16 protein-coding genes are annotated in these 19,326 nt (G+C 67.3%); 9 read left to right on the top strand and 7 right to left on the bottom strand.

Annotation, left to right across the window (positions count from 1 at the left end):
* Position 1: 1 nt before the first annotated feature.
* From IPU70_RS19540 to IPU70_RS19530, 3 genes are read left to right on the top strand one after another with little or no spacing between them, the layout of a single operon-like run.
* Positions 2-655: a 2-dehydro-3-deoxy-6-phosphogalactonate aldolase gene (locus IPU70_RS19540; RefSeq protein WP_207469498.1), complete on the top strand. Its 654-nt coding sequence runs from the start codon at positions 2-4 to the stop codon at positions 653-655.
* Positions 652-1,800, top strand: a complete 1,149-nt coding sequence (gene dgoD / locus IPU70_RS19535; RefSeq protein ID WP_013396423.1) for a galactonate dehydratase — start codon at positions 652-654, stop codon at positions 1,798-1,800. Before IPU70_RS19540 ends, dgoD begins: the two co-directional genes overlap by 4 nt.
* Before the next feature lie 46 nt (positions 1,801-1,846).
* Positions 1,847-3,157, top strand: a complete 1,311-nt coding sequence (locus IPU70_RS19530; RefSeq protein WP_207469496.1) for an MFS transporter — start codon at positions 1,847-1,849, stop codon at positions 3,155-3,157.
* 76 nt (positions 3,158-3,233) lie between these two features.
* On the opposite strand, the gene IPU70_RS19525 is transcribed toward IPU70_RS19530, so the two are convergent.
* The 3 genes from IPU70_RS19525 to IPU70_RS19515 all read right to left on the bottom strand — a co-directional run bounded on the left by IPU70_RS19525 (position 3,234) and on the right by IPU70_RS19515 (position 6,199).
* Positions 3,234-4,433: an MFS transporter gene (locus IPU70_RS19525; protein ID WP_207469495.1), complete on the bottom strand. Its 1,200-nt coding sequence runs from the start codon at positions 4,431-4,433 to the stop codon at positions 3,234-3,236.
* Positions 4,434-4,638: 205 nt separating this feature from the next.
* A complete protein-coding gene (locus IPU70_RS19520) occupies positions 4,639-5,412 on the bottom strand; it encodes an IclR family transcriptional regulator (protein WP_207469494.1) in 774 nt (257 codons plus the stop codon).
* On the bottom strand, positions 5,402-6,199 hold the full coding sequence (locus IPU70_RS19515) for an IclR family transcriptional regulator (protein ID WP_207469493.1): 798 nt from the start codon (positions 6,197-6,199) through the stop codon (positions 5,402-5,404). Before IPU70_RS19515 ends, IPU70_RS19520 begins: the two co-directional genes overlap by 11 nt.
* A 193-nt stretch (positions 6,200-6,392) precedes the next feature.
* Between IPU70_RS19515 and IPU70_RS19510 the strand changes: the two genes are divergently transcribed.
* The 6 genes from IPU70_RS19510 (at position 6,393) to IPU70_RS19485 (ending at position 13,961) form a co-directional block, all read left to right on the top strand.
* A complete protein-coding gene (locus IPU70_RS19510; protein WP_207469492.1) occupies positions 6,393-7,559 on the top strand; it encodes an acyl-CoA dehydrogenase family protein in 1,167 nt (388 codons plus the stop codon).
* Positions 7,560-7,622: 63 nt separating this feature from the next.
* Positions 7,623-8,606, top strand: a complete 984-nt coding sequence (locus IPU70_RS19505) for a tripartite tricarboxylate transporter substrate binding protein (RefSeq protein ID WP_207469491.1) — start codon at positions 7,623-7,625, stop codon at positions 8,604-8,606.
* A gap of 28 nt (positions 8,607-8,634) precedes the next feature.
* Positions 8,635-9,606, top strand: coding sequence for a tripartite tricarboxylate transporter substrate binding protein (locus tag IPU70_RS19500; protein ID WP_207469490.1), 972 nt, complete (start codon positions 8,635-8,637; stop codon positions 9,604-9,606).
* A gap of 3 nt (positions 9,607-9,609) precedes the next feature.
* Positions 9,610-10,779 (top strand): acyl-CoA dehydrogenase family protein, encoded by a 1,170-nt coding sequence (locus tag IPU70_RS19495; RefSeq protein WP_207469488.1) that lies wholly within the window; start codon positions 9,610-9,612, stop codon positions 10,777-10,779.
* 18 nt (positions 10,780-10,797) lie between these two features.
* Complete coding sequence (locus tag IPU70_RS19490) at positions 10,798-11,793, top strand: acryloyl-CoA reductase (RefSeq protein ID WP_207469486.1); 996 nt, start codon at positions 10,798-10,800, stop codon at positions 11,791-11,793.
* 17 nt (positions 11,794-11,810) lie between these two features.
* A complete protein-coding gene (locus tag IPU70_RS19485) occupies positions 11,811-13,961 on the top strand; it encodes an acetate--CoA ligase family protein (RefSeq protein ID WP_207469485.1) in 2,151 nt (716 codons plus the stop codon).
* Position 13,962: 1 nt separating this feature from the next.
* Here the strand turns inward: IPU70_RS19485 and IPU70_RS19480 are convergent, their stop codons facing one another.
* The 4 genes from IPU70_RS19480 to IPU70_RS19465 all read right to left on the bottom strand — a co-directional run bounded on the left by IPU70_RS19480 (position 13,963) and on the right by IPU70_RS19465 (position 19,231).
* Entirely contained in the window at positions 13,963-15,228 is a 1,266-nt protein-coding gene (locus tag IPU70_RS19480) for a type II toxin-antitoxin system HipA family toxin (protein WP_207469483.1), read from the bottom strand.
* Positions 15,225-15,494 carry a helix-turn-helix domain-containing protein gene (locus tag IPU70_RS19475; protein WP_207469482.1) on the bottom strand — a complete coding sequence of 90 codons (270 nt, stop codon included), beginning with the start codon at positions 15,492-15,494 and terminating at the stop codon, positions 15,225-15,227. Before IPU70_RS19475 ends, IPU70_RS19480 begins: the two co-directional genes overlap by 4 nt.
* Before the next feature lie 262 nt (positions 15,495-15,756).
* Positions 15,757-17,655, bottom strand: a complete 1,899-nt coding sequence (gene htpG / locus IPU70_RS19470) for a molecular chaperone HtpG (RefSeq protein WP_207469481.1) — start codon at positions 17,653-17,655, stop codon at positions 15,757-15,759.
* Between the two features lie 172 nt (positions 17,656-17,827).
* A complete protein-coding gene (locus IPU70_RS19465) occupies positions 17,828-19,231 on the bottom strand; it encodes a DKNYY domain-containing protein (protein WP_207469480.1) in 1,404 nt (467 codons plus the stop codon).
* Between the last annotated feature and the right edge of the window lie 95 nt (positions 19,232-19,326).

Raw genomic sequence — 19,326 nt, 5'->3', positions numbered from 1 at the left:
CATGAACCATCCCGGTCTGCAAACCGCCATGGCCCACTGCGGCCTGATCGCCATCCTGCGCGGCATCACGCCCGCCGAAGCCGAAGCCATAGGGCTGGAACTCTATGCCGCGGGCTTCCGCCTGATCGAAGTGCCGCTGAATTCGCCCGACCCGCTGGACAGCATCCGCGCCATGCGCGCGGCGCTCCCTACCGACTGCCTGATCGGCGCCGGCACCGTGCTGGATCCCGCGGACTGCGCCCGGGTCCAGCAGGCAGGCGGCGAACTGATCGTCATGCCGCACAGCGACGCCGCCGTGATCCGCGCGGCCAAAGCGCTAGGCATGGCTTCCTGCCCCGGCGTGGCCACGCCCACCGAAGCCTACGCCGCCCTGGCGGCCGGCGCCGACGTGCTGAAGATGTTCCCGGCCGAACAGCTCGGCCCTGCCGTGCTGAAGGCTTGGCGCGCCGTGCTGCGCCCGCCGATCGCGCTGGCGCCGGTGGGCGGCATCACGCCCGACAACATTGCCATTTACGCCCAGGCGGGCGCCAGCGGCTTCGGCCTGGGCTCCGCCTTGTACAAACCCGGCCTGTCGGCCGCCGCAGTCGGCCAGAACGCGCGCGCATTCATCGCGGCCTGGCAACGCGCCTATCCCGCCCAGGAGACCCAAGCATGAAGATCACCAAGCTCACCACCTACATCGTGCCGCCGCGGTGGTGCTTCCTGAAGATTGAAACGGACGAAGGCATCGTCGGCTGGGGCGAGCCCGTCGTCGAAGGCCGCGCGCATTCCGTGGCCGCCGCCGTCGAGGAACTGTCCGACTACCTGATCGGCAAGGATCCCCGCAACATCGAAGACCACTGGACCGTGCTGTACCGCGGCGGCTTCTACCGCGGCGGCGCCATCCATATGAGCGCGCTGGCCGGCATCGACCAGGCCTTGTGGGACATCAAGGGCAAGCATCTGGGCGTGCCGGTATCGCAACTGCTGGGCGGCAACGTGCGCGACCGCATCCGCGTGTACTCGTGGATCGGCGGCGACCGCCCCGCCGACACCGCCGCCGCCGCCAAGAGCGCCGTGGAACGCGGCTTCACCGCCGTGAAGATGAACGGCACCGAAGAGCTGCAGTACATCGATTCCTTCGACAAGGTCGAGAAGTGCCTGGAGAACGTGGCCGCCGTGCGCGACGCGGTCGGCCCCAACGTCGGCATAGGCGTGGACTTCCACGGCCGCGTGCACAAGCCCATGGCCAAGGTGCTGATGAAGGAGCTGGACCCGTTCAAGCTCATGTTCATCGAAGAGCCGGTACTGAGCGAACACTACGAGGCGCTGAAGGAACTGGCGCCGCTGACCTCCACCCCGATCGCGCTGGGCGAACGCCTGTTCTCGCGCTGGGACTTCAAGCGCGTGCTGTCCGAAGGCTATGTGGACATCATCCAGCCCGATCCCTCGCACGCCGGCGGCATCACCGAAACCCGCAAGATCGCAGCCATGGCCGAAGCCTACGACGTGGCGCTGGCGCTGCACTGCCCGCTGGGCCCGATCGCGCTGGCCACCTGCCTGCAGATCGACGCCGGTTGCTATAACGCCTTCATCCAGGAACAGAGTCTGGGCATCCACTACAACGCCGCCAACGACCTGCTGGACTACGTCAGCAACCGCGAAGTCTTCGCCTACGAAGACGGCATGGTTGCGATTCCGCAAGGCCCCGGCCTGGGCATCGAAGTCAACGAGGAATACGTGAAGGAACGCGCCGCCGTGGGCCACCGCTGGCGCAACCCGGTCTGGCGCCACGCCGACGGCAGCTTCGCCGAATGGTAGGCCGTCCGCCATCCGTCGATAGATAAAGAGAAAGAGGAGACATCCCTTGTCCACAGCCACCCACGCCGGCCTGCAAAGCGCCCAGCGCCCCACGCGCAGCCGGTACCTCATCATGGTGATGCTGTTCATCACCGTCGTCATTAACTACCTGGACCGCAGCAACCTGTCCATCGCCGCGCCGGCGCTGAAGGACGAGTTCGGCCTGGACACCGTGCATGAAGGCCTGATCCTGTCGGCCTTCGGCTGGACCTACGCCGCCATGCAGATCCCCGGCGGCTGGCTGGTGGACCGCGTGTCGCCGCGCGTGCTGTACGCGGCCGCGCTGATCCTGTGGTCGGCAGCCACGTTCTTCATGGGTTTTGCCGGCAGCTTCGTCATCCTGTTCGTGCTGCGCCTGGCCGTGGGCGCGCTGGAAGCGCCCGCCTATCCGATCAACAACCGCGTCGTTACCACCTGGTTCCCGGAACGCGAACGCGCCACCGCCATCGGCTTCTATACCTCGGGCCAGTTCGTCGGCCTGGCGTTCCTGACGCCGGTGCTGGCCTGGCTGCAGCACCACTACGGTTGGCACATGGTGTTCGTCAGCACCGGCCTGCTGGGCATCGTGTGGGGCGTGCTCTGGTTCATGATCTACCGCGAGCCGCGCCAGTTCAAGGGCGCCAACGCGGCGGAAATCGAACTGATCCAGAAAGGTGGCGGCGTGGTCGACCTGGACCGCAACGTCAAGGAAAAGAAGGCGCCCTTCAACTGGAACGACCTGGGCCTGGTCATGAGCAAGCGCAAGCTGTGGGGCGTGTACCTGGGCCAGTTCTGCCTGACGTCCACGCTGTGGTTCTTCCTGACCTGGTTCCCCACCTACCTGGTCAAGTACCGCGGCATGGACTTCATCAAGTCCGGCTTCCTGGCGTCGGTGCCGTTCCTCGCGGCCTTCGTCGGCGTACTGTGCTCGGGCGTGCTGTCGGACTTCCTGATCCGCCGCGGCGCCACCATCGGCCTGGCGCGCAAGCTGCCCATCATCCTGGGACTCTTGATCTCCACCTCGATGATCGGCGCCAACTTCACCGATTCCACGCCCTGGGTGATCTTCTTCCTGGCGGTGGCTTTCTTCGGCAACGGGCTGGCGTCCATCACTTGGTCGCTGGTGTCGACGCTGGCGCCCGTGCGCCTCTTGGGACTGACGGGCGGCGTGTTCAACTTCGTCGGCAACCTGTCGTCGATCTGCACGCCCATCGTGATCGGCTTCCTGGTGACCAAGGACAGCTTCGCGCCGGCCATCGTCTATGTGTCATCGCTGGCCTTGCTGGGCGCGCTGTCGTACATCCTGCTGGTGGGCAAGGTGGAACGGATCGAGGCTTGATCGCTCCGGTTTCCCGGCATGGAAAAAGGGCGCCTGCATGCACAGGCGCCCTTTTTACTTGGCGTGTATCGCGGATTCAGCAGCCCTGCATCGCCAGCTTCCGCTGGCGCTGGTTGCTGGCGCGCTGGCACAGCACCAGGCCCAGGCCGGCCGCGGCGATCAGGGCGCCGACCACGGGCACCGCGGCATAGCCCATGCCCGCCGAGATCACGCCCCCGCCAGCCGCCGCGCCCACCGCGTTGCCCAGGTTGAAGGCGCCCACGTTCACCGACGAGGCCAGGCCCGGCGCGTCGGTGGCGGCGCGCATGACACGCATCTGCAGCGGCGGCACCACGGCGAACGTGCCGAAGCCGAAGATCAGCAGTGCAATGGCGGCGCCGACCGGCGTGGCCGCCAGCCACGGGAACGCCAGCAGATCCGCGATGATCAGCACCAGGAAAGCGATCAGGCTGCCGTCCAGCGAACGGTCGGCGAAGCGCCCGCCCACCGTATTGCCGATGGTGAAACCGACGCCGATCAGCACCAGCATCGCCGTGACGAAGTTGGGCGAGGCGCCCGTCAGTTCGGCCAGGGTCGGCGCCACATAGGTGTAGAGCGTGAACATCGCGCCCGCGCCCAGCACCGTGGTCAGCAAGGCCACCAGCACCACCGGGCTTTTCAGCACGGCCAGCTCGCGGCGGATGTCGGGACGGCGTCCGGCCTCGCCCGCCGGCAACGCGAACCACAGCGACAACATCGCGATCAGGCCCAGTACCGAAGTCGCGGCGAATGACATGCGCCAGCCGATGACCTGCCCGAGCCAGGTAGCCGCCGGCACCCCGCCCACGTTGGCGATGGTCAACCCCAGGAACATGGTAGCGACGGCGCTGGCCTGCTTGTGGCGCGGCACCACGCTGGCGGCCACCAGCGAACCCAGACCGAAGAACGCGCCGTGGTTCAGGCTGGTGACCAGGCGCGCCAGCAGCAGGGTCGTGTAGTTAGGCGACAGCGCGGACAGCACATTGCCCACCGTGAAGATCGCCATCAGCACCAGCAGCGCGTTGCGGCGCGACCAGCGCGACAGGGCCAGCGTCATCAGCGGCGCGCCTACCATCACGCCGATGGCGTAGGCGCTGATCAACATGCCGGCGCTGGGGATGGACACGTCCACCCCTTCGGCGATGACGGGCAACAGGCCCATGGGAGAAAACTCGGTCACGCCGATGCCGAAGGCACCGACGGCGAGCGCCAACAATGGCAGGCCGGCCTTCACCGGCTGGGAGTCCTGGGGATGCATGTGGTTTCCTTGGGTTCGATTGCGCCGACCGGGGCGTTTCGGGAGCGGGCCGGCGCGGATGGCCGGGGCGCGGGAAAGGCCCGATCGGAAGGCAGGCGCCCAGTATGCCGCTGCGATCCTTGCGGAAAAAGGCAGGAAACAGCGAAACACTTTTGACTTGGAGTCATGAATCCCGGACGCCAGCTGGCTGGGCGCCCCAGGAACGCTAGGCCAGTCCCAACAGCCGTTCCGTTTCGCGGGCCAAGGCGACCAGCCGCGGGCCGATGTCGGCCGCGCGCTCGCGGTAAGGACCGTCGCCCGCCGGCACGCCGCAATTGAAGACATACAGCAGCGACTGGTAGGGCCGCCCCAACGGCGCGGCAAAACCGTAGGCGTCCGGACGCCACTCCAGGTTATTGCCGCAATAGCCCTTGCGTTCCAGGTCGCGGCGCGCGGCCGCCAGATTGGGAACGTGGGTCTCGTAGTGGCGTGCATCCGCCACGCGCAGCTGGTTCAGCACGGTGGCCCGCTCTTCGTCCGAGACCCGCGCCAGCCACGCCTTGCCGGCGGCGCTGGACAGCAAGGGCAGCGAAGCGCCGATGTCCGGCCGGGTTTGCAAGGCCTCGTTGGACCTTGCCGTTTCCACGTACACCATCTGCAGGCGGTCGCGCACCACCAAAGACACGGCGCCTCGCGCATGGTCGGCCAACTGCTTCATCAGCGGCCGCGCCAACTGCCGGATCTGCATGCTGGCCAGCAGCGGATAGCTCAGCGCCAGCACCGACGCGCCCAGCCGGTAGCGCGCCGGGTCGCCCTCGCATTGCAAAAAGCCCAGCTCGACCAGCGTGTGGGTCAGGCGCGCCACGGCGCTGCGCGACAGGCCGGTCTGCTGCGCGAAGTCCTTATTGGCCAGCACCGGCCGGTCGGCCCGGAAACAGGCCAGGATATCGATGCCGCGCGCCAGCGTGGTGGTGAACTCGCGGTCCTGGTCACTCGTCATTCTGCCGCTCCAGCATTTTTTCGACGCGCGCCACCAGCGTCAGCAGGCGCGGCGCGATACGGCCACGCAGGTCGCCCGGGCGCAGCCGCGTGACGGGCACGCCGCAGTTGAACACCAGCGCCTGGCCATCGACGCGCGTGCGCATGGGCACGGCCACCGCATGCACGTCCGAGTGCCAATCGCCCTGCCCCACGCAATAGCCGTGCTCGGCGTAGTCGCGCCGCGCCTGCTCCCAGTCCGGCGCGTGGCGGCGCCACACGGCCGGGTCCTGGCGCCGCAGCGCCGCCAGCACGGGTTCGGCCTCGTCGGCCGGCGCCTGCGCCAGCCAGGCGCGCCCCATGGCCGAAGGCAGCAGCGGCAGCAAGGCGCCGATGTCCGGCCGGAACGACACGGCGTCATGGCCGCGGCAGGTTTCCACATACACCATGCTCAAGCCATGATGCATGCCCAGCGATGCCGAGCCGCCCGCCGCGTCAGCCAAACGCTTCATCAGCGGACGCGCCAGTTGCCGGACCTTGATACTGGCCAGAAGCGGATAGCTCAGCGACAGCACCGCGGTACCCAGCCGGTAGCGGCGCAGGCCCGCGTCGTAGCGCAGCAGGCCGCGCTGCATCAGGGTGGTGGTCAGCCGTGAAATCGTGGCCTTGGACAGGCCGGTGCGGTCCGCCAGTTCGCGGTTGCTGAGCGCGGGTTCGCCGTGCCGAAAGGCCTGCAGCACCGACAAGCCGTGCGCCAGGGTGGTGGCGAAGGCGGGGTCGGCATGGCGCTCGCCTGGGCTGGTGGTCATGGTCGCGATCCTGAGCCCGGAACACGCGGAATGCGCGGCCCGTTCCTGAGAATCATAGAGCAGCGGTCGCCCCGCCGGCACGCGTGGCGTTCAAGATATCGAAACACTTGTCTCAAATCCCGCAGCCTTTTGCTAGCCTGGATTCAACAAGGCGCGGCACGGATCAGCGCCCATGATGAAACGGAGACTAGCCATGATCAGGGACCCCGACGGTTTCCCGCAATTCCTCGAATCACTGCGCCGCTACGTGCGCGAACAACTGGCGCCGCGCGAAGCCGAGGTCGCCCGCCTGGACGAGGTGCCGCAGGACCTGGTCGCCAGCATGGCCGCGCAAGGGCTATTCGGCTACTCCATCCCGGAGCAATACGGCGGCGCGGGCATGACGACCGAAGAGCTGATCCTGGCGGCCATGGAGCTGTCGCAATGCTCGGTGGCGTTTCGCGCCCGGGTCGGCACCAATACCGGCATCGGCTCCGAAGCGCTGGTGGCCGACGGCACCGATGCACAGAAAGCCCGCTACCTGCCGTTGCTGGCGTCCGGCGAATTGACCGGCTGCTTCGCCCTGACCGAACCGCAGGCGGGATCCGACGCCACCGCCCTGCTCACCACCGCCGTGCGCGACGGCGACCATTACGTGCTGAACGGCGAGAAGTGCTTCATCACCAATGCCCCGCTGGCGGGCCTGTTCACCGTCATGGCGCGCACCGATCCGCAGGCGCCCGGCGCCAAAGGCATCACCGCCTTCATCGTGGAGCGCGGCACGCCGGGCCTGTCCACCGGCCAGCCCTACGACAAGATGGGCCAGGCCGGATCGCCTGTGTCCGCCGTGCATTTCCAGGACTGCCGCGTGCCGGCCGCCAATATCATCGGCGGCCAGGAAGGCCTGGGCTTCAAGACGGCGATGAAGGTGCTGAACAAGCAGCGCATCCATCTGGCGGCGCTGTGCATAGGCCCGGCCATGCGCATGCTGGACGACACGCTGCGCTTCGTGGCCGAGCGCCAACAGTTCGGCAAACCGCTGATGGACTTCCAGCTGATCCAGGCCATGCTGGCCGACTGCCAGACCGAGATCCAGGCCGCCCGCGCGCTGGTGCTGCAAACCGCGCGTGAACGCGACGCGGGCGCGGACGTGACGCTGAACGCATCGATCTGCAAATACTTCGCGTCGGAAATGTGCGGCCGCGTGGCTGACCGCTGCGTGCAGATGCATGGCGGCTACGGCTACATCGCCGACCATGGCATCGAACGCTTCTATCGCGATGTGCGCCTGTTCCGCCTGTACGAAGGCACCAGCCAGATCCATCAACTGAACATCGCCCGCCATACGCTGACCCAGGCGGGCTACACGCCCGGCCGCTAGGGCACTACCGGGACCGCAGCCGCAAGAAGCCGGCGGCCCATCAAACCAAAGGAGACTTCCATCATGCTGCACAAGCACCTGCCGAAGTGGATCGGCGCCATGGCCGCCGCCCTCACCTGCGCCGCGCTGCCGCCGCAAGCCGCGGCCGCCTACCCCGACAAGCCCGTGAGACTGATCGTGCCGTTCGCCCCGGGCGGCTCGACCGACATCCTGGGACGCCTGCTGGCCGAGGCCTTGCACCCCATCCTGGGCCAGCCCGTCATCGTCGAGAACAAGCCCGGCGCCGGCGGCAACATCGGCGGCGACTTCGTGGCGCGCGCGGCACCCGACGGCTACACGCTGCTGCTGGCGGCGGCTGGACCCACCGTCGTCAACCCCAGCCTGTACGCCAACATGCCGTTCAACCCGGCCAAGGACCTGGCGCCCATCACCTGCCTGGAGCGCGAGCACAACCTGATGGTGGTGACGAAATCGATGCCGGTGAAGACGCTGCAGGAGTTCCTGCAATACGCGCGCAACAACCCCGGCAAGCTGTCCTTCGGCTCGCCGGGCAACGGCTCGCCCGCCCAGCTGGCCGGGGAACTGCTGAAGCAGCAGACCGGCATCCAGGCCGAGCACGTGCCGTACAAAGGCTCGGGCCCCGCCATCACCGACCTGGTGGCCGGCCACATCGATTTCATGATCGACAACATGCCGGCCCTGCTGCCGCAGGTCAAGGCCGGCGGGTTGCGCGCGCTGGCCGTGCCCAGCGACCAGCGCGCCACGGCCGCGCCCGACATCCCCACCTTCGACGAGGCCGGCCAGAAGGGCTTCGTGGTGATGGCCTGGAAGGGCCTGATGGCGCCCGCCGGCACCGATCCGGCGGTGATCGAGCGCCTGCACGCGGCCGTGGTCAAGGCGCTGCAGGACCCGCAGCTGCGCGCCCGCTTCCAGGAGCTGGGCGCCGAACCCCTGGCCAGCACGCCGGCCGAATTCGCCAAACAGATCGCGGACGAAACCGAATGGTGGGCCAAGCTGGTGCAGTCCACCGGCACCCGCATCCAATAGTCCATCGTCCCATCGCGGAGAGATTGCCATGCCCTCCTTCATCCGAACGCTGCACGCCTTATGCGCGGCTGCCGTACTGACCACGGCCGGGAACGCGCAGGCCGCCGCCTATCCCGACAAGCCGGTGCGCCTGATCGTGCCCTACGCGGCCGGCTGCGGCACCGACACCGCGGCGCGCATGATTGCGCGCAAGCTGGCGCCCTTGTTGGGCCAGCCCGTGGTGGTCGAAAACAAGCCCGGCGGCGCCACGCAGATCGGCACCGCCTATGTCGTCAGCGCCGCGCCCGACGGCTATACCTTGCTGATGGGCACGGCCAACCTGGCGACCAATAACGTGCTATACGCCAAGTTGCCCTACGACGTGAAGAAGGATCTTGCGCCGGTCGCGTGGGCCACGGACGTGCCGGTCTACCTGCTGTTGCCGGCCGCCAGCTCCTGGCGCACGCTGGAAGACCTGAAGCGCGCCGCCGCGCAGCAACAGGGCCTGACCTACGCCACGGCCGGCACCGGCAGCATTCCGCATCTGGCGGGCGAACAGTTCGCGCACCAGACCGGCATCGCGCTGCGGCATATCCCCTACAAAGGCAGCAGCGAAGCCGCCACCGCGCTGGTCGGCGGACAGGTCCAGCTGAGCTTCGACAATCTGGCGCCGGTCCTTGCGCAGGTCAAGGCCGGCCGCCTGCGGGCCGTCGCCATTGCCGCGCAGGCGCGCAATCCCGAGATGCCCGACGTACCCACGCTGGCCGAGCTGGGCGTGCCGCTGTCGGCCTCGTCCTGGTGGGGCGTGATGGCGCCGGCGCGCACGCCGAAGGACGTTATCGCCCTGCTGAACCGGCAGATCAACAGCGTGCTGGCCGATCCTGAAGTGCGCAGCTACTTCGCCGGGCTGGGCATGCAAGCCACCGGCGGCACGCCCGAAGCCTTTGGCCAGCACATCGCCGACGAAACCGACAGATGGCGCGCCGTGGTCAAGCAGGCCGGCGTGAAGATCGAGGAATAAGCCATGCAGTCCAAGCAAGAACATGCCGGCGGCGACGCCCTGCAAGACCTGTGCGCGCGCGTGCGCCGCTTCGTGGACGAGGTCGCAATACCGGCCGAGTCCCCCGCCATCGCCCGCGACGTAAACGCACTGGACAGCTGCGTCGCCCGCTTGCGTACCCAGGCCCGCGAGGCCGGCCTGTATGCGCCGCAGTTGCCCGAGGAATGGGGCGGGCTGGGGCTGGGCTGGCGCGCGCTGGCGCAGGTGTTGGAGGAAGCGGGACGCGGATTCCTGGGGCCCGCCGCGCTGAACTGCGCCGCGCCCGACCAGCCCAACATGCTGACGCTGCTGCGCCTGGGCGACCCTGCCCAACAGGAACGCTTCCTCGCGCCGCTGGTGCGCGGCGAGCAACGGGCCTGCTTCGCCATGACCGAGCCCGCGCCCGGCGCCGGCTCCGATCCGTCCATGCTGCGCACCCGCGCCGAGCGGCGCGGCACGCGCTGGGTGCTGAACGGCCACAAGCAATTCATCAGCGGCGGCGTGGGCGCGGACTTCGCGCTGGTGCTGGCGCGCGCGGAAGCCGGCGTCACGCTGTTCCTGGTGCCCGCCGACACGCCGGGCTATCGCGTGGTGCGCGACATCGGCATGGTCACGGGCTACCAGATCGGCGGCCACGCCGAGATCTTGCTGCAGGACTGCGAGGTCGGCGACGAGGCCGTGCTGGGCGAGCCCGGCCGTGGCCTGGAATATGCACAGCTGCGGTTGGAACCCGCACGCCTGTCCCATTGCATGCGCTACATCGGCCGCGCGCGGCGCGCGCTGGAGACGGCGCAAGCCTATGTGGTGCAGCGCGACTCCTTCGGCTCGCGCCTGGCGGACCTGCAGCAGATCCAGGCCATGGTCGCGGATTCGCACATCGACCTGCACGCCGCCCGCCTCATGACGCTGGACTGCGCCGGCCGCATGGACGAAGGCCTGTCGGTGAAGCAGCACAGCGCCATGGCCAAGGTCTTCGTGTCCGAAGCCGTGAACCGCGTGGCCGACCGCGCCGTGCAGATGATGGGCGCGTCGGGCCTGTCCGACGACACGCCCGTGGCCATGGTCTGGCAGGAAATGCGCCCCTTCCGCATCTACGACGGCGCCAATGAACTGCACCGCGCCACGCTGGCGCGCCGGCTGCTGGCGCAAGCCTGAGCCCCCAAGGAGACGAATATGGAAAACCCCGAATTCCAAGCCTACCGCCTGCACGCGGGCGCAACGAGCCAGCCCCCGCAAGGCCGCTACGACACCCTGACCGCGGACCAGCTGTCTGCGGGCGACACGCTCATCAAGGTGGCTTACGCCGGCCTCAACTACAAGGACGCGCTGGCCCAGGCCGGGCGCGGCGGCATCGTCCGCGAGTATCCGCGCATCGGCGGCATCGACCTCTCGGGTACCGTGGTGCATTCCGCCGACCCGGCTCTCGCGCCCGGCCAGGAGGTCGTGGTGCACGGCTTCGGCATCGGCGTGGATTGCGACGGCGGCTATGCCGAGTACGCGCGGGTGCGCCATGACTGGGTGCTGCCGCTGCCCGCCGGCATCGGGCTGCGCGACGCCGCCGTGCTGGGCGCCGCGGGCTATACCGCCGCGCTGTCGCTGCATTGGATGGAGCACTGCGGACTGACGCCGGAGCAAGGCGAGGTGCTGGTCACCGGCGCCACCGGCGGCGTCGCCGGCGTCGCCATCGACATCCTGAGCCGGCGCGGCTACCGCGTCTGCGCCATGTCCGGCAAGCCGGATGCGGAGAACTATCTGCGCTCGCTGGGCGCGCAGGAGGTGATGGCCCCACCCGACCTGTCCGCCGGCATCAAGCCGCTCATGAGCGCACGCTGGGCCGGCGTGGTCGACTCCGTGGGCGGCCCGCTGCTGGCGCACGCCCTGGCCAGCCTGAAACCGGACGGCGTGGCCGCCGCCTTCGGCAATGCGGGCGGGGCGGAACTGCCCACCTCGGTCATCCCCTTCATCCTACGCGGCGTCAAGCTGTTGGGCATCAACGCCAACAGCCCCATGCCGCTGCGGCGCCAGGTATGGAACAAGCTTGCCGCCGAATACCGCCCCGCGCATCTCGACCTGATCGCGCGCGTCATCGAACCCCGCGAACTGCCCCAGGCGCTGGCCGCCATGCTCGAACGCGGCAGCACCGGCCGCAGCGTCGTGCGTTTCTCCTGATCCTTCATCGCCACATCATGACCGACACTTCCCTGTCCCGCCTCTTCGATCCGCAAGCGATCGCCATCGTCGGCGCCTCGGCCACGCCGGGCAAGATCGGCGCGATGCCGATCAGCCTGCTGCTGCAGCACGGCTACGGCGGCCGCATCATTCCCGTCAACCCGCGCGCGGACATCATCGCCGGGCTCCCCGCCATACCCGGCCTGGACGCGCTGGACGTGGACGTGGACCTGGCCATCCTGGCCGTGCCGGCCGCCCACGCAGCACAGGCGCTGGAGCGCGCCCGGCCCGGCCAGGTCGGCGCGGCGGTAGTGTTCACGTCCGGTTTCTCCGAGACCGGCGCGGACGGCGCTGCGCAACAGGAACGCCTCTGCGCCATCGCGCGCGAGCGCGGCATCCGGCTGCTAGGCCCCAATTGCCTGGGCTTCATGAACGTGCGGCGCAATGTCTATGCCACCTTCTCGCCCGCGCCGGCCAACGGCGTCGTCGCCCCAGGCGGCATCGGCATGGTGTCGCAGAGCGGCGCATTCGGCGCCTATGCCTACAGCATGGCGCGCGAACGCGGCCTGGGCCTGTCGCACTGGATCAGCACCGGCAACGAGGCCGACATCGACGTCGCCGACTGCATCGAATGGCTGGCGCGCGACGCCGATACCCGCGTCATCATGGCCTACATGGAAGGCTGCCGCGACGGCGCCAAGCTGCGCCGCGCGCTGGCCGCGGCGCGCGCGGCCGGCAAGCCCGTGGTGGTCACCAAGATCGGCCGCACCCTGGCTGGCGCGCAAGCCGCGGCTTCGCACACCGCTGCCCTGGCCGGCGACGACGCCGTGTACGACGCGCTATTCCGCCAGTACGGCGCTCTGCGCGCGCGCACCATCGAGGAGTTCTTCAACCTGGGCTATGCGCTGGACACCTGGAAACAGCCGCCGCAAGGCCGGCGTCTGGGGATTTTCACCATCTCCGGCGGAGTCGGCGCGTTGATGGCCGACGAAGCCGCCGACACTGGCCTGGCGCTGCCCGAGCCCGCCGCCGATGCGCAAGCGCGGCTGCTGGAGCGCGTGCCCTTCGCCAGCGGCCGCAACCCGGTGGACGTCACCGGCCAGGCGGTGTCCGAACCGGGGCTGCTGCTGGCCACCGCCGACGACATGCTGGCCGATGGCCGCTATGACGCCCTGGCCGTCTTCCTGGCCGCCGCAGGATCCTCCGAGATCCTGTGGCCCACCTTCGAAGCCTTCGCGCGGCAGATGCAGGCCCGCCATCCGGGCGTGCCGCTGGCAATCAGCGCGTTGTTCCCGCCCGCCCGCCGCCGTGAACTGGAGCAACTGGGCTGCCTGGTGTTCCCCGATCCCAGCGCCGCCATCCGCACGATAGGCGCGGTGGCCGGGCTGGCAGCCAACGCAGGCCACGACATTGCTGAAGAAGATGCCGCAACCAGGCCAGCCGACACGCCGCCACTGCTGGACGCCTATAACGAAGTTCAGGCAATGGAGCTGCTGCGCCAAGCCGGCTTGCCCGCCTCTCCCTGCACGCTGGCCACCGACGCCGACGCCGCAGTGCGCGCCGTCGCCGCCATGAGCGCAACCGGCCGCGATGCCTCGGGCGATAGCGTCCCCGTGGTGCTTAAGGTGGTCTCGCCCGACATCACGCACAAGAGCGACGTGGGCGGCGTGAAACTCAACATCCGCGGCGAAGACGCCGTGCGGCGCGCCTACGCCGACATCATGGCCTCGGTGCGTCAGCACCGGCCCGACGCCCGCATCGATGGCGTGCTCGTCGCGCCCATGGCGCCCAAAGGCGTGGAATGCATCGCCGGCGTGCATTGCGATCCGGTGTTCGGGCCGGTCGTCATGTTCGGGTTGGGTGGCGTCTTCGTCGAAGTGCTCAAGGACGTGAGCTTCCGCCTCGCGCCCTTCGGCCGCGACGAGGCCATGGCGATGATCCGCGAGATCAAGGGCTACGCGCTGCTGCAAGGCGCGCGCGGCGCGCCCCCTTGCGACATCGATGCGCTGGCCGACGCGCTGGCGGCTCTGTCCCGCTTCGCCCACGCGCGTAGCGCGGACTTCAGTTCGGTGGAGATCAATCCCTTGCTGGCCTTGCCTGAGGGGCAAGGCGCCATGGCGCTGGATGCAGTGGTGATACGGGGCGGAGGAGTTGCCCAGGCGGTCTAACCTACGCGCCCATTGCCCACCGCTTGGCATGCTTGCGGGTGTTGGCCTTGATCCAGCGCCCCAAGCGCTCGATCAGCGTGCGCTCCGCGCCCCCCGACACCTGCGCCATCAGCGCTGCCTGCACCTCGTCCAATGCAGCGGGGAGCGCAACCACCAAGGACTCCCCTACCGCTCTGACGTAGCGCAGGGCAAAGCCCAGCTCCTTGGCCATGGCCGCGATATGTTCCGCGTCGATGCTGCCCGGCTTCATTTCGCCGCCAATCGCAAACGCGAAATTGCGAGCCAGCCCGGAGTACATGCCCGTGCACATCAGGTCATAAAAGGGAGCCAGCCGGTACAGGCCATCCGACGTCTGCAGCACGGACAGGTTCTTGGCATGGCTATCGTTGTTGCCGACGCACAAGTTGAAGAATATCCATTGCAGGAAACGCTTCAAGTCCGCGGCGCCGATGCCCATGCCTCCCAACAACTCCCGACATTGCTGCAGCGATGGACCGCCGTCGGACTCATACTTCACGTCGGACGGCTTGCCGGCCAGCTGGCAGAGATCCAACTGATGAAGCCGCAGCAAACCGCCCTTGCCGTCAGGCTTGCGGTCATACCGCGTAATCAGGCATGCGTGCGTATCGGGCTGATAGCGGACTTCCGCCACGCCCAGGCCCATTCTGGCGGCCAGCTGCATGACCAGCGTCTCGTTCAAGGCCGACGACCACACTCCGTCCAGGCCGCGAATATCCGGCTTCAGAATATGCGTGGACGGCGCCGCCCCCTCGGGGATCGCCGGCGAACCATCGGGCATGACCGTCAATAGGAGCTTGTCTTGCGCCCCGGCCAGAGAAATGCGGGCGCCCTCGGCGTTCTCTGCCGCCAACGCGGGTACAACCACGTCCTGCAAGCGCACTGCCACGTCCTGCCACGTCGCAGGCCGGTGGCGCGCCGGCGCGGGCCGCTCGCCTTGCGGCAATATGGTCAACCCACTGGCGGTGTCCCCGCCCACGCTGCGCAACAGACCGAAGACCGTGGTGGCATGGCGGCTGACCTGCAAGAACTTGCGCACATGCCCTTCGGGCAACAGGTTTTCAAAGAATGCATGCACCGCATCGTCCGCATGATCGCCGCTGCGCAAAGGCACCGATGGCGAAATGGCGTGCGCGCCAGCCCAATTCAGCCAGGCGTCGTCATACACGAAGCGCAACGGCCGTTCGTCGAACAAGCGACCGACCTTGCGGTCCGCGTGATAGATGTCCAGCGCATCGGCGGCGGTCATGGCAGCCTCGGGCGCTTGGGCGCCACCTGCACTTCCAGGCCCAGCAGATCCAGCATGTCCAGCACCTTCTGCAATTGCAGCGTGGGTTTGCCGCGCTCCAGATCCACCACATAGCGGTTGCCGGTGCCGGACAGGCCGGCCAAGTCAGCTTGCAGCAACCCCTGCGAGCGCCGGACGGCCTTCACCAGCTCGCCCAGTTCGGTCGAGGTGCGGATCGTTACGCCGGCCCCGCCAGCAAGCGCGGCAGGAATATCGTTCGCGGGCATGATCGCCTCCAAAATTACCGTTCGGTAATTTTAGGACAATAATATGATCAGCGTGGCAAAAAATTACCGAGCGGGAAAAATTTACCGCAGCACGATTTTCTTAGCCCGCAAAATTACCGAACGGGAATAATTTTTTCGATCCAGGCCTGATTTTCACACAAAATTACCGATCGGTATTTTTTTTGATCGTCGTCCATGGCGCGGTGCCTCAAACGAAAAAAGGCGCCCAAGGCGCCTTTTCGTCTTCAAGCTCGCGCCCCGCTTACTTCAGCAGCAACGCATTCAACCGCTTCACAAACGCAGCCGGGTCGGCAATCTGCGCGCCTTCGGCCAGCAGCGCCTGATCCAGCAGCAGACGCGCCCACTGGTCGAACTCCCCGTCTTCGGCGGCGCGGATGCGGGCCAGCAACGGGTGCTCGGGATTGATTTCCAGCACCGGCTTGACGTTGGGGGCTTCCTGGCCGGCGGCCTTCAGCATGCGCAGCAGGTGCGGGCTGAGTTCGTTCTGGCCCACCACCACGCAAGCCGGCGAATCGACCAGACGCAGGGTCACGCGCACTTCCTTGACCTGATCTTCCAGCGTCTTCTGCAGACGCTCGACCAGCGGCTTGAAGTCCTCGGCCACTTCGGCCTGGTGCTTCTTTTCTTCCTCGTCGGCCAGCTCGGCCAGGTCCAGGCCGCCCTTGGCCACCGAGACCAGCGACTTGCCGTCGAATTCGCGCAGGTAGGACAGCATCCATTCGTCCACGCGGTCCGACAGCAGCAGGACTTCAATGCCCTTCTTGCGGAAGATTTCCAGATGCGGGCTGTTGCTGGCCGCGGCGAAGGTATCCGCCGTGACGTAGTAGATCTTGTCCTGGCCTTCCTTCATGCGCGACACGTAGTCGGCGAAGGACACGGTCTGGGCCTGGTCGCCCGTCTGCGTCGACGCAAAGCGCATGAGCTTGGCAATGCGTTCCAGGTTGGCCGAGTCCTCGCCCGCACCTTCCTTCAGCACCTGGCCGAACTCCGACCAGAACGTGGCGTAGTCTTCCGGCTTGTTCTCCGCCATGTCTTCCAGCAGCGACAGGATGCGCTTGGCCGAACCTTCGCGGATGGCGCGCACGTCGCGGCTTTCCTGCAGGATTTCACGCGACACGTTCAGCGGCAGGTCGGCGGAATCGATCACGCCGCGCACGAAGCGCAAATACGAGGGCAGCAGCTGGTCGGCATCGTCCATGATGAAGACGCGCTTCACGTACAGCTTCACGCCATGGCGGCCGTCGCGGTCCCACATGTCCATGGGCGCATGCTTGGGCACGTACAGCAACTGGGTGTATTCGCTGCGGCCTTCCACGCGGTTATGAGTCCAGGCCAGCGGGTCGTCGTAGTCGTGCGACACCGTCTTGTAGAACTCGCGGTACTGCTCTTCCGTGACGTCGGACTTGCTGCGGGCCCACAGCGCATTGGCCTGGTTCACCGTTTCCAGTTCTTCGGTCTTGACCTGCTCGCCCTTTTCCTGGTCCCACTCTTCCTTGGCCATGCGGATGGGCAGGGAGATGTGGTCCGAATAGCGGCGCAGGATCTCGCGCAGCTTCCAGCCGTTGAGCAATTCGTCTTCGTCGGCGCGCAGATGCAGCGTGACGTCCGTGCCGCGCGAGGCTTTTTCAGCGGCGGCAATGGTGAATTCGCCCTGGCCGTCGGATTCCCACTGGATCGCGTCCGTGGCGCCCGCGCGGCGGCTGACCACCGTGACCTTGTCGGCCACGATGAAGGAGGAATAGAAGCCCACGCCGAACTGGCCGATCAGCTGGGCGTCCTTTTGCTTGTCGCCGGTCAGCTGCGAGAAGAATTCCCGCGTGCCGGAACGCGCGATCGTGCCCAGGTTGGCCACGGCCTCATCGCGCGACAGGCCGATGCCGTTGTCGGAGATGGTGATGGTGCGCGCGGCCTTGTCGTAGCTGACCGTGATGGCCAGTTCGCCATTGCCTTCCAGCAGTTCGGGCTGGTCGATGGCCTCGAAGCGCAGCTTGTCGCAGGCGTCCGATGCGTTCGATACCAGCTCGCGCAGGAAGATTTCCTTGTTGCTGTACAGCGAATGGATCATCAGGTGCAGCAGCTGCTTCACCTCTGCCTGGAACCCCAGGGTTTCGGACGTGGAAGGCGTGGCGGTTTGGCTCATAGTTCTACGTGGCTAGGTAAGTAAATTGGGGACAGTGATTGGCTGCCGGGACATCTGGCCCGCGCGGCCGCCGGGAAACCCTATTGATGTGGGGGCCAATGGCGCGCTTTCAAGGGCGGGCGAAAATTCCCCCAGCCGGTCGTAGCCCCCCATTTCGGGGAGGGGCGGTGCCTCAGAAAATCGAGAACACCTTGCGGTAGCGTGTTTTCGCCTCCAGCACGGTTTCATGCTGCGGGACCGCCAGCTTGCCGGCCCGGATCAGCTTGCGGATGTCGGCGGCCGTGATCTGCCGCGTCTCTTGCGAGCGCAGCAGGAAATCCGCCGTGCTGCGGTCCAGGATCTGGTAGATCGGGTTGGAGACGAGCTGCGTGGGGCCCAGCTCGTCCAGATAGTAGAGCGTGTCCCCCTTTTGCCAGACCGTGCCGAAGCCGTGATAAACCGCGCCCAGCTTTTTCCATTCCCCGTCCGGCGCGGCCTCCAGCCGATTGATCAGCGTGGACCGGGAGACCAGCCCGCCGCCGCTGCCCCGCGAGTTGCGGGCCCAAGCTTCCTGCGCCCGCAGGAACAGCGCCTGCCTGCCATCCGTGTACACGTAGGGCGACAACTCGATGTATGCGCCCGAGGCAAAGGGGTCGTCTCCAGCCCGCTCCACCTGCCGCGTCTGCGTGTTGTAGAAATAGATACCGTCCTTGGTCGCGAACAGCGCGTGGTACACGTGCCGCCCCTGCTCGTTCAGCAGCCGGTACGGCGCATGCGCCGCATCGAAGGGCTGCGCGCCCACGTACACCATGCCGTCGCGCGGATCGCGGAGATAGGGCTGGCGGTACAGATCGCCCACCATGAAGGCGTACAGCGCCGGATCGTCCGACAGCGGCAGCAACTGCTCGTGGAAATAAACGCGGCGGCCATCGGCGAAGAAATCGTCGCTGGGCCGCACGTCTCCATCCCTGCCCGCCGGCAGACGGCGCAGCGAGGCCGGCTCCGCCTGCGGCATTTCACGGCCCCGGTAGTACACGCGCACATCGTCGGTGGCCAACTCGCGGTCCAGCAGCGGCCGGTAGGGCCGGGCGCTGGCCGGCAGCGCCACGAACGGATACAGGTAGGTCTGCGGCTTGGGGCCGGCGTCCGCCTGGTACAGGACCTTCTGCCAGAACTCGTCCAGCATGCCCAGTTCCTCGTTGCGCACACTGTGCATCGAACAGAAATACGTGACCGCGCCATCGCTGAAATAGCTGTTGCCCAGGTAGCGCGCCGGCACAGGCTTCATGTCCGGCAGGACCTGATTGCCGCAATACACGTGGCGCTGGTCCCTGGCCGCCTGCCTGCCATCGAAAGCCCCGGTATCGAAGGCCGCGAAGCTGGCCGGATCGGCCTCGCCCATGCGGTAGTAGCCGTTGCTGGGAACGGCGGCATAGACGCCGCCCTGATAATTCTTATAGATGCTGCTGCCGTAGGACTGCCCGCGATCCACCGCCGCGAAATCGTCGCCGTCCATCAGCCAGAACAACAGGAACATCGGCAGCGCGGCGATGATCAAGACCAGCGCGATCACGGCCCATTTGACGCGTTTTTGCATGGAGAGGCAGAGGCTGACGGCCCTTGATTGGCGACCAGGGATTCTAACCAGCGGCCGCGATCCCGGCCCCAATCCAGCCCCACCCCTGCGGGTCC

This window comes from Achromobacter sp. SD115 (genome assembly GCF_017355315.1).
GTDB classification, from domain to species: domain Bacteria; phylum Pseudomonadota; class Gammaproteobacteria; order Burkholderiales; family Burkholderiaceae_B; genus Achromobacter; species Achromobacter xylosoxidans_B.
This window is presented reverse-complemented; position numbering and strand designations above follow the sequence as displayed.

Coding starts and splice junctions, on each gene's coding strand:
- IPU70_RS19465 (WP_207469480.1), bottom strand. CDS start 19,231: ATGCAAAAACGCGTCAAATGGGCCGTGATCGCGCTGGTCTTGATCATC.
- IPU70_RS19485 (WP_207469485.1), top strand. CDS start 11,811: ATGACCGACACTTCCCTGTCCCGCCTCTTCGATCCGCAAGCGATCGCC.
- IPU70_RS19505 (WP_207469491.1), top strand. CDS start 7,623: ATGCTGCACAAGCACCTGCCGAAGTGGATCGGCGCCATGGCCGCCGCC.
- IPU70_RS19510 (WP_207469492.1), top strand. CDS start 6,393: ATGATCAGGGACCCCGACGGTTTCCCGCAATTCCTCGAATCACTGCGC.
- IPU70_RS19500 (WP_207469490.1), top strand. CDS start 8,635: ATGCCCTCCTTCATCCGAACGCTGCACGCCTTATGCGCGGCTGCCGTA.
- IPU70_RS19480 (WP_207469483.1), bottom strand. CDS start 15,228: ATGACCGCCGCCGATGCGCTGGACATCTATCACGCGGACCGCAAGGTC.
- IPU70_RS19540 (WP_207469498.1), top strand. CDS start 2: ATGAACCATCCCGGTCTGCAAACCGCCATGGCCCACTGCGGCCTGATC.
- dgoD (WP_013396423.1), top strand. CDS start 652: ATGAAGATCACCAAGCTCACCACCTACATCGTGCCGCCGCGGTGGTGC.
- IPU70_RS19495 (WP_207469488.1), top strand. CDS start 9,610: ATGCAGTCCAAGCAAGAACATGCCGGCGGCGACGCCCTGCAAGACCTG.
- IPU70_RS19520 (WP_207469494.1), bottom strand. CDS start 5,412: ATGACGAGTGACCAGGACCGCGAGTTCACCACCACGCTGGCGCGCGGC.
- htpG (WP_207469481.1), bottom strand. CDS start 17,655: ATGAGCCAAACCGCCACGCCTTCCACGTCCGAAACCCTGGGGTTCCAG.
- IPU70_RS19525 (WP_207469495.1), bottom strand. CDS start 4,433: ATGCATCCCCAGGACTCCCAGCCGGTGAAGGCCGGCCTGCCATTGTTG.
- IPU70_RS19515 (WP_207469493.1), bottom strand. CDS start 6,199: ATGACCACCAGCCCAGGCGAGCGCCATGCCGACCCCGCCTTCGCCACC.
- IPU70_RS19475 (WP_207469482.1), bottom strand. CDS start 15,494: ATGCCCGCGAACGATATTCCTGCCGCGCTTGCTGGCGGGGCCGGCGTA.
- IPU70_RS19490 (WP_207469486.1), top strand. CDS start 10,798: ATGGAAAACCCCGAATTCCAAGCCTACCGCCTGCACGCGGGCGCAACG.